At 60.5% G+C, this 13663-nt stretch carries 21 protein-coding genes; 15 read left to right on the top strand and 6 right to left on the bottom strand.

Translation table 11 applies throughout. From position 1 onward, the window contains the following. Positions 1-16 precede the first annotated feature (16 nt). The 8 genes from FS777_RS18755 to FS777_RS18790 all read left to right on the top strand — a co-directional run bounded on the left by FS777_RS18755 (position 17) and on the right by FS777_RS18790 (position 4270). A complete protein-coding gene (locus tag FS777_RS18755) occupies positions 17-610 on the top strand; it encodes a hypothetical protein (RefSeq protein ID WP_145257043.1) in 594 nt (197 codons plus the stop codon). A gap of 87 nt (positions 611-697) precedes the next feature. After that, positions 698-1864, top strand: a complete 1167-nt coding sequence (locus FS777_RS18760) for a site-specific DNA-methyltransferase (RefSeq protein WP_145257046.1) — start codon at positions 698-700, stop codon at positions 1862-1864. A gap of 47 nt (positions 1865-1911) precedes the next feature. Next, positions 1912-2547 (top strand): hypothetical protein, encoded by a 636-nt coding sequence (locus FS777_RS18765; protein WP_145257049.1) that lies wholly within the window; start codon positions 1912-1914, stop codon positions 2545-2547. Between the two features lie 83 nt (positions 2548-2630). Next, a complete protein-coding gene (locus tag FS777_RS18770) occupies positions 2631-2840 on the top strand; it encodes a hypothetical protein (RefSeq protein WP_145257052.1) in 210 nt (69 codons plus the stop codon). 71 nt (positions 2841-2911) lie between these two features. Continuing rightward, positions 2912-3265, top strand: a complete 354-nt coding sequence (locus FS777_RS18775) for a hypothetical protein (RefSeq protein WP_145257055.1) — start codon at positions 2912-2914, stop codon at positions 3263-3265. After that, entirely contained in the window at positions 3265-3534 is a 270-nt protein-coding gene (locus FS777_RS18780) for a hypothetical protein (protein WP_145257129.1), read from the top strand. The genes FS777_RS18775 and FS777_RS18780 overlap by 1 nt, the downstream gene beginning before the upstream one ends. Further along, positions 3531-3839 carry a hypothetical protein gene (locus FS777_RS18785; RefSeq protein WP_145257058.1) on the top strand — a complete coding sequence of 103 codons (309 nt, stop codon included), beginning with the start codon at positions 3531-3533 and terminating at the stop codon, positions 3837-3839. Before FS777_RS18780 ends, FS777_RS18785 begins: the two co-directional genes overlap by 4 nt. Further along, positions 3836-4270, top strand: a complete 435-nt coding sequence (locus tag FS777_RS18790; RefSeq protein WP_145257062.1) for a phage protein NinX family protein — start codon at positions 3836-3838, stop codon at positions 4268-4270. The genes FS777_RS18785 and FS777_RS18790 overlap by 4 nt, the downstream gene beginning before the upstream one ends. A gap of 54 nt (positions 4271-4324) precedes the next feature. On the opposite strand, the gene FS777_RS18795 is transcribed toward FS777_RS18790, so the two are convergent. Beyond that, positions 4325-4600, bottom strand: coding sequence for a hypothetical protein (locus FS777_RS18795; protein ID WP_145257065.1), 276 nt, complete (start codon positions 4598-4600; stop codon positions 4325-4327). 148 nt (positions 4601-4748) lie between these two features. On the opposite strand from FS777_RS18795, the gene FS777_RS18800 reads away from it, so the two are divergent. The 3 genes from FS777_RS18800 to FS777_RS18805 are packed head-to-tail and all read left to right on the top strand — an operon-like array spanning position 4749 to position 5630. Continuing rightward, the gene (locus FS777_RS18800) at positions 4749-5126 is read left to right on the top strand and encodes a hypothetical protein (protein WP_145257070.1); all 378 of its coding nucleotides are present in this window, start codon (positions 4749-4751) and stop codon (positions 5124-5126) included. Between the two features lie 35 nt (positions 5127-5161). Then, positions 5162-5338: a hypothetical protein gene (locus FS777_RS21480; RefSeq protein WP_178091295.1), complete on the top strand. Its 177-nt coding sequence runs from the start codon at positions 5162-5164 to the stop codon at positions 5336-5338. A 10-nt stretch (positions 5339-5348) separates the two neighbouring features. After that, positions 5349-5630 (top strand): pyocin activator PrtN family protein, encoded by a 282-nt coding sequence (locus FS777_RS18805; protein WP_145257073.1) that lies wholly within the window; start codon positions 5349-5351, stop codon positions 5628-5630. Here the strand turns inward: FS777_RS18805 and FS777_RS18810 are convergent. Further along, on the bottom strand, positions 5599-6741 hold the full coding sequence (locus tag FS777_RS18810) for a site-specific integrase (protein ID WP_145257077.1): 1143 nt from the start codon (positions 6739-6741) through the stop codon (positions 5599-5601). The genes FS777_RS18805 and FS777_RS18810 overlap by 32 nt on opposite strands. A gap of 102 nt (positions 6742-6843) precedes the next feature. On the opposite strand from FS777_RS18810, the gene dusA reads away from it, so the two are divergent. Continuing rightward, entirely contained in the window at positions 6844-7854 is a 1011-nt protein-coding gene (gene dusA / locus FS777_RS18815; protein ID WP_145257080.1) for a tRNA dihydrouridine(20/20a) synthase DusA, read from the top strand. A gap of 176 nt (positions 7855-8030) precedes the next feature. After that, complete coding sequence (gene tal / locus FS777_RS18820) at positions 8031-8957, top strand: transaldolase (protein WP_145257083.1); 927 nt, start codon at positions 8031-8033, stop codon at positions 8955-8957. 120 nt (positions 8958-9077) lie between these two features. On the opposite strand, the gene rssC is transcribed toward tal, so the two are convergent. Both rssC and rssB read right to left on the bottom strand, forming a co-directional pair. Next, positions 9078-9560: an anti-sigma factor antagonist RssC gene (gene rssC, locus FS777_RS18825; protein WP_027915070.1), complete on the bottom strand. Its 483-nt coding sequence runs from the start codon at positions 9558-9560 to the stop codon at positions 9078-9080. Beyond that, the gene (gene rssB, locus FS777_RS18830) at positions 9557-10741 is read right to left on the bottom strand and encodes a two-component system response regulator RssB (protein WP_058639675.1); all 1185 of its coding nucleotides are present in this window, start codon (positions 10739-10741) and stop codon (positions 9557-9559) included. Before rssB ends, rssC begins: the two co-directional genes overlap by 4 nt. Positions 10742-11011: 270 nt before the next feature. Between rssB and FS777_RS18835 the strand changes: the two genes are divergently transcribed. Continuing rightward, a complete protein-coding gene (locus FS777_RS18835; protein ID WP_078478271.1) occupies positions 11012-11311 on the top strand; it encodes a PilZ domain-containing protein in 300 nt (99 codons plus the stop codon). A 2-nt stretch (positions 11312-11313) separates the two neighbouring features. Here the strand turns inward: FS777_RS18835 and FS777_RS18840 are convergent, their stop codons facing one another. Continuing rightward, positions 11314-12021 carry a VacJ family lipoprotein gene (locus FS777_RS18840; protein ID WP_058605700.1) on the bottom strand — a complete coding sequence of 236 codons (708 nt, stop codon included), beginning with the start codon at positions 12019-12021 and terminating at the stop codon, positions 11314-11316. A 356-nt stretch (positions 12022-12377) separates the two neighbouring features. Between FS777_RS18840 and FS777_RS18845 the strand changes: the two genes are divergently transcribed. Beyond that, positions 12378-12641, top strand: a complete 264-nt coding sequence (locus FS777_RS18845; RefSeq protein ID WP_023534264.1) for a DUF4404 family protein — start codon at positions 12378-12380, stop codon at positions 12639-12641. Between the two features lie 136 nt (positions 12642-12777). Here the strand turns inward: FS777_RS18845 and queF are convergent, their stop codons facing one another. Then, on the bottom strand, positions 12778-13608 hold the full coding sequence (gene queF, locus FS777_RS18850) for an NADPH-dependent 7-cyano-7-deazaguanine reductase QueF (RefSeq protein WP_058639647.1): 831 nt from the start codon (positions 13606-13608) through the stop codon (positions 12778-12780). Positions 13609-13663: the final 55 nt, after the last annotated feature.

A 13663-nucleotide genomic window follows, 5' to 3' on the forward strand; every position in this document is an offset into this window, starting at 1 on the left:
ATGCATGGAGAAAGCCATGATCGAAGCCACCGAGAAGCAGCTCGGCCTGCTCTGGCACACCTTGGGCCTTTGCCCTGAGCGTCCTGATCGCCGCAATATCAGCCGCAACCACTTCCTCACCAGCCCGGGCTACGACGACGCGAAAAACCTGGATGTTCTGGTGGCGGCCGGCCTGATGACCTGCGGCAAGCCTCCAGCCTTCTGCTCACAGGATGAGGTGGTCTATCGCGCCACGGACGAGGGGAAGCAGTTCGCCTTGGACAAGCTGCCACCGCCACCTCCGCCGGCCAAGCGCACCAAGTTCGACGAGTACCTGGACGAGTGCGAGTGCTATGACGGCTTCGCGCACTTCCTAGGGATCAACCAGCCCCAGATCCAGCAGCGCGGCGACTGGGGAAACTACGAATACCGGATGGTGCGCTACCCGCGCGGAAGCGCCTACTACGAGCATCGTCGCCCTACCAGATTTGCTTACTGGTCGCCCTACCAGACCCTTGAAGTTGCTGGTGAATGGGCTCCGACCATGAAAGCGGCCAAGGCCAGCTACAAGGAAGCCCTGCGGCTCCAGCTGGCTCAGCGCCGCGCCGAGAAGAAGCGCCTCGCTGCCTGACCCTCCCGCGCTGCCCGCCAGCGCCTTCCCCTATTCAACGATAACGCCTCCTCGGCGAGGGCGGCGCCTGCACGCATGGAGCAAGCCATGACCTACACGCTTCACCTTGGCAAGTGCATCGACGCGATGCGGGCTATGCCTGATAACTCGGTTGACAGCATCGTCACCGACCCGCCATACGGGCTGAGATTCATGGGAAAGCGCTGGGACTACGACGTGCCTGGCGTAGATACTTGGGTCGAATGCCTACGAGTTCTCAAGCCCGGCGGGCACCTTCTGGCCTTCGCCGGCACTCGGACCCAGCACCGCATGGCCGTCCGCATCGAGGATGCCGGTTTCGAGATCCGCGACATGATCGCCTGGGTTTACGGATCTGGCTTTCCCAAGTCGCACAACCTGGACGGCGACTGGCGAGGCTGGGGCACTGCGCTCAAGCCTGCCCTGGAGCCGATCACGGTCGCCCGAAAGCCGATTGTTGGCACCGTGGCGGCGAACGTGCTGGTGCACGGCACTGGCGCACTCAACATAGACGCCTGCCGCGTCACGCCAACTGGAGAGAGCCGTGTACGGTCCGACGAGGACAGTCAGGACAAGCGTTACGCCAACTCAGGATCAACAAACTTTGCGGCAAAGCCCGGAGTGCGCGGCGGCGCCCCCTTGGGGCGCTGGCCAGCCAACCTGGTTCACGACGGTAGCGATTTAGTCAGATCCTCCTTTCCTGAGGCATCTGGCCAGCAAGGCGACCTGAAATCGCATGCCAAATGCAGGCAGTCCCCTAACGGGATTTTCGGCGGAATGCGTCCTGCCTTGGACCACTCGGCCCGGATGGAGGCTGACAAGAGCGCGGCGCGATTCTTCTACTGCGCCAAAGCGAGCCGCGCGGATCGCAACGAAGGGCTTTCTGCCGGAGATCAACCAGCCGTGGCCGCCGGCGCCACCATGCGGGAGCGAGAGAACGCCGACTGGCCCAAGCGCAATGGAAACCATCACCCCACCGTAAAGCCGACAGAGCTCATGGCCTACCTGCTGCGCCTGGTTACCCCGCCGGGCGGTACCGTCCTCGACCCGTTCATGGGAAGCGGAAGCACCGGCAAGGCCGCCATGCGTGAAGGATTCAACTTCATCGGCTGCGAACTTGATCCGGAGTACTTGGCAATCGCCAAGACGCGCATCGAGCATGAGCAGACCAAGGTTGCCGCGGCGAGCGAGAACGCTGCAGCTACCGAATCGCAGCTGAGCCTCTTCGGCAGCTGAACACCCCACCCTTCCCATTCAGTCACGCCACCCCGGCGAGGTATCCCATGCCCACAGAAAACCGATCCAGCAATATAGAGATGGTCAGCGTGCCGCGCGACGAGGTCGAGCGCCTGGTCAAGCTCCTTGCCTATCAAGCGCACCCATACCCATCGCCGCATGCCGAGTACTGGCAAAGCGTGCTTGATCAGCCAGTCCAGCACCAGGGCGAGCCGGTGGCGGTGCTGTATGCCAATGGCACCGTACTGACCAAGGCGGACTGCGGCGATGTCTTCGATATTTGCTGCAAGGTGGAAACCCCGCTATACACCCACGCCGACCCTGCCGAGGTTGATCCTGTGCCGGAATGCTTCTGCGTAGAACACGGCTTGCATATCGAGCAGCTGAAAGCCCAGCTGGCCGAGGCGCATGCGCTGTTGCGCAAAGTTCGTGACGGTCTTCTGCAATGGCATCACCGGTCTGCTGCGGAAGAAATCGAGCTGATCGACGCCGCCCTATCCACCAGCGCAGAGCCGAAATGCGGCAAATGCCATGGTCGCGGCCTACTGCGCATTGCCACTGTTTGCGGCCCTGCGGACAAGAGCTGCCCGGAATGCGCCAGCGCAGATCCGAGCGCGCCAACCCACGACCCGAAGTTAATCAGCATCGTGCACACGCCCCCGGCTGAGTACGACGAACCCTGAAGGAGTACTTCCGTACTCTTTTCGCTGTAACCCCTCTCCCCTCTATTCACTGACGCTGCTCTGTGGGCGGCAAGGGCGAATACATGTCTGAAAATGACCCCTGCTCCGAATACAACAAGGAAGAAGACCGCTGCAACAGCGGCTTCCCTGTTTTGCACGCCATCTGTCGTGGGATGCCGAGCGGCTGCCATGCGTGCGGAAGGCCTTACACCAAGCCGATGTGCATGCAGGAAGAACTGCCAGCGCACTTGGTTCGCAAGGACGGCATGCCGCTCGGCTGGCCGGTCAAGTAACTCCCTCTCACCTCTATTCACTGCCGCGATATGGCGGCCAAGGAAGCGCTATGCCCAAGAAAAGGGTGGGCATGAAAGCCCGCATCGAAAAGAAGCTCAGCAAGCGCCTGGTCGAGCTGTTGCCGTCGGTCTATCGCAATGCCTGGCGTGATCAGGAGCAGTCGGAACTGGCGTATGACCAGGGCTCCAGTGTTCGCCACGTTCTGAGCGTGGGCGGCGGACTGGACTATTGGGGTGAAGGACAGGACGCCTACACCGTCTGGGAGGATTGGCAGCTGAACTGGTGCTGGCACAGGACTTTTGAGTACTACCCGATCGGTCATCGCTTTGAGGGATATCCCAATACGGAAGGATTCCGCCCAACCACCATCAACCTGCTGAAGCTGGCCGCCCAATGCGAGCAGACCAGTAAGGGGTATCCATGATGGCCCGCCTCGCCATCTGCCTCCTGCTGCTGGCCACCGGCGCCAGCGCAACCGAACTGCCATCAGGCGTCTGGTCCTTCGAGGACAAGCCCCGCAGCGTCGTCTGCTACGTCATGAACTCGCTGGGCAACAACGCTATCAGCTGCGTGAAGGTCTGGCTGCCGCAAGTCGCCGGCAACGAGCGCCAGCTCTCCCCGCACGAAACCCAACCCGAACCTACACCCGCTATGGCGCCTGGGCGCTGGCTTGATGAGAGGTATCAGCTGTGAGCAAGTATCGAAAAGGTCAGCTTTACACACGTCGCATGCGCCCGTCCGATGACAGCGACAGTTGGCGCTTGGCAATGCGCCTAGCGTTTTACACAACCATGCTTCGCAGCGGCGAATATAAGAATGCCTACGTGCTCTGCCGTCACGGCGTGAAAGGGATAATGGAGGTTGGCCGGAGTCGTAAAGACCTGACGTCCACCCTGTTCATGTCCGGGTGCCGCAACTTCAAAGAAATCCAGCGCAAGAGCAAGTTCGGCAACATCGAGCGCGCCAGAGCGGCCAAGACCAAGCAGGTGGCACCATGACCGACCTGATCGAAGTGGAGACAACAGACCTGGCCGGCGAGGCGCTGGGGTGGGCGGTCGGCAAGGCTGAAGGCTTGGAGCTGGAATTAGAGCCGCCGCACTACGGCGCGTCTTGGCGGGTGTTTGCGCGCCACCGCTACACCGCGACCGAGGAAGCCAAGCGCTATAACCCGTGGGAAGATTGGTCGCTGGGCGGCAACCTGATCGATAAGTACTCCGCCATGATCCGTGGTTATCCAAACCAGATGTATGAATCCCTGGCTATCGCGCGAGTCCGTATCAGCGGGGCCTTGGCCTGGCAATCTGGGCAGACACCACTTATCGCGCTGTGCCGCGTAATCGTCGCCGCCAAGGTTGGCGATATCGTGCAGGTTCCGAAGGAATTGATGGTAGGACCCCACGACCATCGACGCTGCAGTCTCGATAGATAGCTGGATCGCTAGTAAGTGCAAGGGCAGCGCCTCCCCAAAGATGCGGCCGATCCTTTATACGTTCGAATCAGGCGTTTCTTCGCCTTTGTAACCCCAGCCCGCTTTTTTGGCCTTCTCCACCAGCTCCATGATCAGTTCCATATTCGGCAGGCGCGCTTGACCGCGTGCAGCTTGAAGGGTGCCGTCCTTACGCTTCCAGATGAACCGATAGCCGCGCTGCTGCGATCCGTCGCTGTAGTTGTAGTGGCACCACTGAAAACACAGAGTCCAGCCACTTTCGAACTTTTTTTCCACATTTTCGATAATCGTAACGCGCGCTTGAACAGCCATAGAAACCTCAAACTCAGTTAAGTGCTTAATTGCACAATTAAGATCTTAACTGCGTTTTGGCGTGGTGTAACCCCCTTTGTATCAATGCCTGACCTTCTAATCCTACAACTCAAGCCCGCCGACATGTGCGGGATGGAGAGCTATTGCCATGACGAAACACAAGCACACGCCAGGCCCTTGGGAAGTTCTGAATGAAACCGAGGTGTTCACCGGCCTTGGCGCCGACAGCGGAGACGGTGTGAAGGCGCTGTCCTCAGATGGCTGGATGATCGCGGATTGCGGCGATTGCTTGACCTTCACCGAGATCGGCCCGGCAGAACTCAGCCGCGACTTGCGCCGGGCCAACGCAAAGCTGATCGCCGCTGCGCCGGACTTGCTGGTGGACCTGATCGACGCCGCCGGCCAGCTGCGCCAGTACGAAGTGCTGCACCGCGCCAAAAGCACCGCCGACAGCCTGGCGAAGGCCGAGGTCAATGCCACCCTGGCAGCGCGCTTCGAGCAGACCATCGCCAAGGCTACGGCCTGACCAACCTGCCGCCACCGGCGGCGTGGAGACCATCCATGAACCTGATCGACTGCTACGTCACGAAGATCCTCAGCGAGCCGTACCGAATGTTCGGCCAGTGGTGGGTCGATGTTGAGTACGACGGCGAAGGCCGCATCAGCAAAACAAAGCTCATGTTCCGCACCGAGGAAGCCGCCCAGGCGGCCAAGGTCGGGCACCACTTTCTGGCCTAAGGAGGCCCGCATGAACACCTATTTCCTGCTCATGGCCCAATACGGCGGCCAGGCCATCATCCCGCTCGAGCGAGTGTGCCTCGACTACTTCAGCCACCTGACCCCGGAGAAAATGAAGGGCAAGGTGGCCAGGGGCGAAATCAACCTTCCCCTGGTGTGCATGGAAGCCAGCCAGAAGTCTGCCCGGGGCGTGCACCTGAATGACCTTGCCGCCTACCTCGACGCGCAACACGCTAAAGCCAAGACCGAGCACGACAAGCTCATGGGTCGCGGTCTTCGACGCGTCTCTTGATCCTCCTCTGGGCCTCGATCACGGGGCCCGTTATCACCTTCTCGATCCATTCCCACCCTTTATATGGATCGCCATTCCCCCGCAGGTGCGTATAGCGCCGCATCGAGTTCCAATCCCGGTGACCAGAAACAGAGGCCACCTTCGGGATATCCCACCCCATTTCGAATAGACGGCTTACGCCATCGTGGCGAAGGTCGTGAAAGTGCAGGTCGTCCAGCTCAAGGAAGTTGCAGGCTCGGGTGAACGAGGCCGAGATTGACTTCGAGTTGTACGGAAATACCTCGTCAGCAACGCAAGGCATCGACTGAAGAATGCGCCAGGCTTCTTCGGGCATGTGGCACCACACGTCGTTCCCGTATTTCTGGCCAGGGTTCTTCATGTCGGTGATGAGGACCGTGCGGTCCTTCTCATTCAGGGCGTCCCAGCGAATTCGCGTGATTTCCTCCTGCCGGCGCGTGGAGAAAAGGGCGAACAGCACCACTCGCAGCATGTCGATCTCCTGCTTGCGGCGGTCGCGCATCTCCTCGAAGTACGTGAGGAGCTTGTCCAGTTCATCCAAGGTCGGGCGCCTGTTGCGCTCCCGGCTTTTGCTTACGGCACCCATCTTGCGCAGCACCTTTCTGGCGTCAGGCATGGCATGCGGGTCAACGTCGTATCCCCAGGCTGGCCTGGCCACCGACAGTACCGCCCCTAGGTGCGCCAGATCGTTGCCCACGGTCTGCGCCTGGATGCCGTCGTTCTCCATCCGCCACATGGCGTACTCGACAAGCTTCTGGCTGGTCAGCTCTATATCGGTCACGTCGCCCAGCCAGGTCTCCTTGATGGCGTTGAGGGTGGCGCGCTTGGTTTTGCCCAGGGGCCTGAGCTTTTCGTACTGGTCTAGGTAACGGTCAACCATGTGCTTGACTGTCACGCCGTCTCGGTTCGCCTTCTCGATCGCGCCGGGTTCGTGCAGTTCTGCCTCACGCTTCCTGATCCAAGCTTGGGCTGTGGTCTTTCGGTCGAACGTCTGGCTTTCCTGATAAACTGTCTGGCCCTTCTTCATTATCCGGATCTGCGCGGTGTACGCGGCAGATCCGTCCTTGCGCTTCCTGAGCGTGATGGATCCCATGGTCTTTTGCTACACGGCCGATTGAGGTTGCTACATTGTAGCAATGGCATCTGGCGAATAAGCAAAAATGGTGGGAAACGGTAGTAAACGAGAGATTTGAAAATGCCCGTGATACCCGCAGAAAACCAAGCAACCCCAAGCGATACGGTAGTTAGGAGGTTTTCTGTTGCACCGATGATGGACTGGACCGACCGCCACTGCCGGTTCTTCCTGCGCCTGCTCTCCAAGCACACCCTGCTCTACACCGAAATGGTCACCACCGGTGCCCTGCTGCACAACGACGCCCAGCGTTTCCTGCGCCACGATGCCTCCGAGCACCCGCTGGCCCTGCAACTGGGCGGCAGCGTGCCGGCGGATCTGGCGGCGTGTGCGCGGCTAGCTGAGGCCGATGGCTATGATGAGGTCAACCTCAATGTCGGCTGCCCCAGCGACCGGGTGCAGAACAACATGATCGGTGCCTGCCTGATGGCGCACCCGGCGCTGGTGGCCGATTGCGTGAAGGCCATGCGCGACGCCGTCTCGACACCGGTGACGGTCAAGCACCGCATCGGCATCAATGGCCGCGACAGCTATGCACAGTTGTGTGACTTCGTCGGGCAGGTGCGCGAGGCGGGTTGCCGCAGTTTCACCGTGCACGCACGCATCGCCATTCTCGAAGGGTTGTCGCCCAAGGAAAACCGCGAGGTGCCGCCGCTGCGCTATGACGTGGCCGCGCAGCTGAAAGCTGATTTCCCGGACCTTGAGATCGTGCTCAACGGCGGTATCAAGACCTTGGCCGACTGCCATTCCCACCTTCAGACCTTCGACGGCGTGATGCTGGGCCGCGAGGCCTATCACAACCCGTACCTGCTGGCCGAGGTGGATCAACAGCTGTTCGGCAGCGTTGCACCGGTGGTCACCCGCACCGAAGTGCTGGCGCAGTTACGGCCTTACATCGTGGCGCATATGCAGGCAGGGGGTGCGATGCATCACGTGACCCGGCATATTCTCGGCCTGGCCCAGGGCTTCAAGGGCGCTCGCCGGTTCCGCCAACTGCTTTCGGCAGACATCCACAAGGCAGCCGAGCCGCTGGCCGTGTTCGACCAGGCTGTCGAGTTGTTGCAGGGGCGTTGAGGGCGCTGGCGTGTCACGCAAGTGCCTGCCGGTTGCGCGACACGATGCAAGGCCCAGCCTGAAGGGAACCTGGGAGACGGTGGGTAATCGAACACTCACCTCTCGTACAGCCGGGCCCTTGAGCGACCGTGGGGGCTGGGGTAATGTCGAGCCATTGCACAGGACAGAGCACGCCCATGACTTCCAAGCTGGAACAACTCAAGCAGTTCACTACCGTGGTCGCCGACACCGGTGACCTGGACGCCATCACGCGCCTGAAACCGGTAGATGCCACCACCAACCCGTCGCTGCTGCTCAAGGCTGCTGCCATCCCGGCCTATGCCGAGTTGCTCACGCGCGTGAAGGGCGAGGCCAACGGTGATGTGGACCAGGCCTGCGACATGTTCGCGGTGGCGGTGGGTTCGGGCATTTTGAAAGCCATCCCCGGGCGTATCTCGACCGAAGTGGATGCGCGGCTGTCGTTCGACGAGCCTGCCCTGCTGGCCAAGGCGCGCTCACTGATCGAGCTGTACGACAAGGCCGGTGTTGGCCGTGACCGTGTGCTGATCAAGCTGGCGTCTACCTGGGAAGGTATTCGCGCCGCCGAAAAGCTGGAGAAGGAAGGCATCCAGACCAACCTGACCTTGCTGTTCTCCTTCGCCCAGGCCCAGGCCTGCGCCGACGCCGGTGTGTTCCTGATTTCGCCGTTCGTGGGCCGGATCTACGATTGGTACAAGAAAAGCACGGGTAAGGAGTACACCGGTGCCGATGATCCAGGCGTACAGTCCGTCACGCGGATCTACAACTACTACAAGGCCAACAGCTACGACACCGTGGTCATGGGCGCCAGCTTCCGCAACACCAACCAAATCGAACAGCTCGCCGGTTGCGATCGCCTGACCATCAGCCCAGAGCTGCTGCAGCAGTTGAGTGAAGACCAGGGCGACCTGCCGCAGGTACTGAAGCCAGGCAATGCCGGGGAGCCCAAGCGCCAGCTGAGTGAGAGCGAGTTCCGCTGGGACATGAACGAAGACGCCATGGCTACCGAGAAGCTGGCCGAAGGCATCCGCCAGTTTGCGCGCGATCAGGAGAAGCTTGAGAAGGTCATGGCTGAAAAGGGCTGATCCAACGTTGGGGGCTTGTGGCGGGCGGGAAATGTTCGACATTTCCCGCCCGTTTCGTATTTGCCTCCAGGGTGACGCTGTCGCGCGTCCTGCATACCGTTGCCGAATGTCACAACTCGGTCAACTGCGCTCCAGCGCACTCACCAGGTCATGAAAGGCTTCGCGATTGGACTCATTCAAGCCCATCAGAATACGGTGCGCTTCCAACACCTTGGAACGCACCACCTCCTCGTTCTGGTCCTGGGATGGCAGGTCAGATAAGCATTCAGGGCACGGGATGGGGCGGTCGACGATGTTGAATACCTGATCGAACCCCATCGATTGCAACAGGCGGGAAATATCCGGGTTGGTCGTCACGACGGTCGGGAGCAGACCCACTTTCTGCCGCGACAAGATCGACAACTTGGCGAGCAAGCCAAGGGTGGTGCTGTCGATGCTTTCTGTTTCGGTCAGGTCGATCACGATGGTCGAGAAATTCAGCGCGGTGAATATTCGCTCGATCGTTGCATCGAGCGCCGAACACAAGGTCAGGCGCACTTCACCGACGAACTTCAGTACGAAGGTACCGTCCTGCTCGGCGAACTGGATTCTACCGGTACTCATTGAAGGTTCCTGCTCAACACCAATAGGGCGATATCATCCGGCATCTCCCCTAGCGTAGCCAATCCAAAACGTTGACGCAGCCCATCCAGGCTACCCTCTGCCGCCCTGACGATTTCAGGCAACGCGGCTTCTTTATCTTTGAGCGTATCACCTGGCAAAAGGTCCAGGATGCCATCGGACATCAGGCTCAGGCTAAAACGCGGTGGCAGTTCGATCACCAGGTCCTGGTAGCGGGCCTCCTCGAACAGCCCCACCGGCAAGCCGCGGCCTTCAAGGTAGCGGGTGTGCTCGGGCGTGTGCAGCACCGGCAGCGGCAAGTGCCCGCCTACGGCATAGGTCAGCAACCCGGTGTCCTCATCGATCACCCCGCCCACCATGGTCACGTGCTTGCCCAGCTTGCAGTTGATCAACCCACGGTTGATGTGGCTGAGTACTTCAGAAGGCTGGAACTCGCGCATGTTTTTGCCACGCTTGAATTCGAACAGAAGGCGGGTGGTCATGAACTTCAGCAGCACGGTGACAAAGGCCGAAGAAGCGCCGTGCCCGGACACGTCGGCCAAGTAAAAAACAATGCGCCGCTCATCCACACGGAAGTAGTCGGCGAAGTCACCTGACAGATACAGCGACGGGATGATCTGGTGCTCGAAGGCAAAATCACCCACATGCCAAGGGCTCTGGGGCAACATGTTCATCTGCACTTGCCGACCGGCGGTCTGGTCTTCCTGCAACAGGTGCAGACTGGCCTCCAGTTCGCGGTTGGCAGCCTCGAGCTTCTCGCGGTAGCGCTGGTTTTCCAGCACAAGGTGGGCGCGATCCAGCGCACGGCGCACCGAGTGCTCCAGCACCGCCAGGTCTTCGAGTGGCTTGATCAGGTAGTCCGCAGCGCCCAGGCGCAATGCATCCACCGCATCGGCCATGACACCGGCACCCGACACCACGATCACGGGTAACTGCGGTGCACGCGCGCTGATCTGACGAATTAGTTCGAGCCCGCCCATTTGCGGCATGCGCAAATCGCAGATCACAAGATCAGGCTGGTGTTCTTCGAAGACCTGAAGCCCCTGCTGGCCATTGCCAGCCTGGAGAACGCTGAAGCCACTGTCTTCAAGATACGCGGCGAGGCTTGCACGGACCACGTCGTCGTCATCGATGATCAGCAGCGTTGCACTGGTTTTCTGCATGTGGGCGAACGGCGCCGATTGGGGTTTGTGCAGCGAGCCGGTAAGGCAGACCAACAGCTGCGGGAATTCTTAACAGGTCGCAGGCTCTTTGCAGTTGTAGGGCAAGAAGGCCTACCCGGCAACTGAGAGATATGCGGTGTAAGGCGCAGACGGTACTCCCATCCGCCAGGGGTTTCAAGCATCGAACGGTACGCTTGAGCGGCTTTACAGGGCAAATCACCGAGACTTATAAGAAACCTTCACGATGTAACCTCACAGGAAGGATGCAGCATGCTCGATACCGCCACCAGCCACAGCGAGAAACGCGATTTCATCCGCATGCGCATCGACACGCCGGTCACCCTGGTGCACGAGGGTAACGTCATCGCCGCCGTGTGTCTCGACCTGTCCAGTAGCGGGATGCAAGTAAAAGCCCCTCAGCCGTTCCAGGTCGGGGATCGGCTGGAGGTGCGCCTGGAGTCTGATCACCCGTCGCTCGAAGGCTTGCACGCCACGGCGGAAGTGGTGTGGATCGCGGCCCAGGCGGATGGGCAGCATACGTTCGGGCTGCGCATCCTGGCCATGCGGTAGGGTTAGAAATCGTCCTCGACTTCGCCGTCGCGCACCTTGAACTCACGGTTCTGCAGGTAGGCGTTGCGAATGAAGATGTATTTGTCCCCCTGAATCAGCTTCTCGGCCGGCAGCAGGCTCGCACGGGTATCCACCACATCCAGGGCGAAGGCCGAGTTGCGGGTAGGGACATGGTCCACGTAGCGATAAGGCCGGGTGAAGGTGTCCGGGTACTTGGCTACGCCATCGCGCACGGTGCTGGGGCCGAGCAACGGAATGACCACGTACGGGCCGCTGGGTACACCCCAGTAGCCCAGGGTCTGACCGAAGTCTTCATCGCTGCGCTGCAGGCCCATCTTGGTGCCGACATCGAAGAACCCCGCCAGGCCGAAGGTGGTGTTGACGATCAGGCGCGCCGTGTCCACCCCTGCCGCATGGGGCTTGAGCTGCAGGACGTTGTTGGCCAGGTTGGTCACATCGCCCAGGTTGCGGAACATATTGTGAATGCCGTCTTCGAGAAACTGCGGCGTCACGGTGTCGTAGCCCTTGGCGAGCGGCTTGAGCGCGTAGGTATCGAGGGTATCGTTGAAGCGGAAGATCGGGCGATTGACCGCTTCCCAGGGGTCTTCTTCGGTCGCGGCCTGGGTAGCCGCCACGGGCGCCAGCAGCATGCTGGCGCATACACAGGCCTGGGTGACTCGTTCGATCACACTGGCACCGATCCTACGCATAGTGTTTCTCCATCAGGATTATCGGCCGCAAGCGCAACGGGCGCGCTGCTGTAGTGCGGCAGTATAGAGTTTTGCAGGCCGATAGACAGCTTTCGGCAGCCATGAAGTTTAATGTGACCAAGTGTTGCGTCAGTCGTGCTACGCGATGGCTGCAAGATTCAGCGGAAAAGCCATTGGTCGCCTGCCTTGTGGATGAAAATCATCGCTTGGCAGTTGATACGCGAGAAATACAGACACAGCCCAGCGGCTGCCAGTCATGCAAATCCAAGGCGAAGGGTTTACGCTCAATACAGGCCAGAACCTTTGCCGCCTCGCTGAGGTCCATGGCTTGCCAAACCCATGATGGAGAATTGCCAATGCCTGCCCGCGAATTGCAAGAGCGCCTCAACAGCCTGCGCGAGCAACTGGATCGCAACGTGCCACTTTCGGACGAAGAGCTGGCTGCGCTCCACGAAGAAGCGCGCCAGATCGAAGCGCAACTGAAGCTGGAAAACGCCACGCCTGACAACAACCTGGCCGACGGTGTGAACCTCGCCGTGGAGCGATTTGAAGCCGACCACCCTGACCTGACGGCCACCCTGCGCAGCATTGCCAACTCGCTGCACAGCATGGGTATCTGAAACATACCGCTCGGGCTGCTGCGCGCCCAGCGCAGCGCAGTGGCCTGTCTTGACCCGCACTCAGGCCAGAGGCGAACAGCACATGGCCTGCTGTCAGGATCGGCTGCAGTTCAACGCAGGCGCACCTCTGCGGCGGTCACTGCCTGGCCAGCCGCCCATTGTTCACGACGATTTCCCCCATGCTGCGGTAGGGGTTGATGTCCAGCCCACCTCGGCGCACATACCGGGCATAAACGGTCAAGTGCTCAGGCTGCACTAGATTTTTCAGGTCCAGATAGATGCGCTCCACGCATTGCTCATGGAAGTCCGCATGCTGGCGGAAGCTGATGAGGTAGGTCAGCAGGCTGGCATGATCAAGCGCGCTGCCTTTGTAGGCCACTACCACACTCCCCCAGTCAGGCTGTCCGGTGACCGGGCAGTTGGACTTGAGCAAATGGCTGTGCAGCGTCTCTTCGACCACCTGATGGGCATCGCATTGCAACAGCTCCGGTTGCGGCTGCGCATAGTTGGAAATAGCCACGTCCAGCCCATCGATGCAGGTGCCTGGCAAAGCGACCACGCCTTGGGCCTCAACCTCTTCCAGCGTTTTGACCTTGACCCCTACCGCCTTGCCGGCGGCCGCCGAGAGATCCCTCTCAAGGCACGCCTGCAACGGCTCAATGCCCGCAAAAACGGTCTGGTTCAACGAGTTCAGGTAAAGCTTGAATGACTTCGATTCGATGATGTTGGGCGAATCAGCCGGGATGGCGAACTCGCCTATGGCTACCACGGGCTTGCCCGAGGGCAGCAGCCAGGACAGCTCGAAGCAATTCCAGTAATCCACACCTTGCCACGGTAGCGTCTGCGCGGTGACACCCAGCTCCGCCCACTTGGCGGTGCGTGGGATCGGGAACAACAGCTCCGGGGAATAGGTGGCGACGTATTCACTGGACTTGCCCAGCGGGGAGTGTTCGGCGGCAGGGTGCATTGAAACTGACCTGAAAGTGTGGAGTGGACGCTAGCGTTCGTACGGTGCGCGCCCC

The organism is Pseudomonas sp. DE0157 (assembly GCF_007678615.1).
In the GTDB taxonomy this organism is placed as follows: Bacteria; Pseudomonadota; Gammaproteobacteria; order Pseudomonadales; family Pseudomonadaceae; genus Aquipseudomonas; species Aquipseudomonas parafulva_B.

Bases quoted from the DNA above. Each gene is read 5' to 3' on its own strand.
- FS777_RS18810 (WP_145257077.1), bottom strand. From the start codon at position 6,741: ATGGGATCCATCACGCTCAGGAAGCGCAAGGACGGATCTGCCGCGTAC.
- FS777_RS18790 (WP_145257062.1), top strand. From the start codon at position 3,836: ATGACCGACCTGATCGAAGTGGAGACAACAGACCTGGCCGGCGAGGCG.
- tal (WP_145257083.1), top strand. From the start codon at position 8,031: ATGACTTCCAAGCTGGAACAACTCAAGCAGTTCACTACCGTGGTCGCC.
- FS777_RS18780 (WP_145257129.1), top strand. From the start codon at position 3,265: ATGGCCCGCCTCGCCATCTGCCTCCTGCTGCTGGCCACCGGCGCCAGC.
- FS777_RS18760 (WP_145257046.1), top strand. From the start codon at position 698: ATGACCTACACGCTTCACCTTGGCAAGTGCATCGACGCGATGCGGGCT.
- FS777_RS18800 (WP_145257070.1), top strand. From the start codon at position 4,749: ATGACGAAACACAAGCACACGCCAGGCCCTTGGGAAGTTCTGAATGAA.
- rssC (WP_027915070.1), bottom strand. From the start codon at position 9,560: ATGAGTACCGGTAGAATCCAGTTCGCCGAGCAGGACGGTACCTTCGTA.
- FS777_RS18775 (WP_145257055.1), top strand. From the start codon at position 2,912: ATGAAAGCCCGCATCGAAAAGAAGCTCAGCAAGCGCCTGGTCGAGCTG.
- FS777_RS18845 (WP_023534264.1), top strand. From the start codon at position 12,378: ATGCCTGCCCGCGAATTGCAAGAGCGCCTCAACAGCCTGCGCGAGCAA.
- dusA (WP_145257080.1), top strand. From the start codon at position 6,844: ATGCCCGTGATACCCGCAGAAAACCAAGCAACCCCAAGCGATACGGTA.
- FS777_RS18770 (WP_145257052.1), top strand. From the start codon at position 2,631: ATGTCTGAAAATGACCCCTGCTCCGAATACAACAAGGAAGAAGACCGC.
- FS777_RS18805 (WP_145257073.1), top strand. From the start codon at position 5,349: ATGAACACCTATTTCCTGCTCATGGCCCAATACGGCGGCCAGGCCATC.
- FS777_RS18835 (WP_078478271.1), top strand. From the start codon at position 11,012: ATGCTCGATACCGCCACCAGCCACAGCGAGAAACGCGATTTCATCCGC.
- FS777_RS18765 (WP_145257049.1), top strand. From the start codon at position 1,912: ATGCCCACAGAAAACCGATCCAGCAATATAGAGATGGTCAGCGTGCCG.
- FS777_RS18840 (WP_058605700.1), bottom strand. From the start codon at position 12,021: ATGCGTAGGATCGGTGCCAGTGTGATCGAACGAGTCACCCAGGCCTGT.
- FS777_RS18755 (WP_145257043.1), top strand. From the start codon at position 17: ATGATCGAAGCCACCGAGAAGCAGCTCGGCCTGCTCTGGCACACCTTG.
- queF (WP_058639647.1), bottom strand. From the start codon at position 13,608: ATGCACCCTGCCGCCGAACACTCCCCGCTGGGCAAGTCCAGTGAATAC.
- FS777_RS21480 (WP_178091295.1), top strand. From the start codon at position 5,162: ATGAACCTGATCGACTGCTACGTCACGAAGATCCTCAGCGAGCCGTAC.
- rssB (WP_058639675.1), bottom strand. From the start codon at position 10,741: ATGCAGAAAACCAGTGCAACGCTGCTGATCATCGATGACGACGACGTG.
- FS777_RS18795 (WP_145257065.1), bottom strand. From the start codon at position 4,600: ATGGCTGTTCAAGCGCGCGTTACGATTATCGAAAATGTGGAAAAAAAG.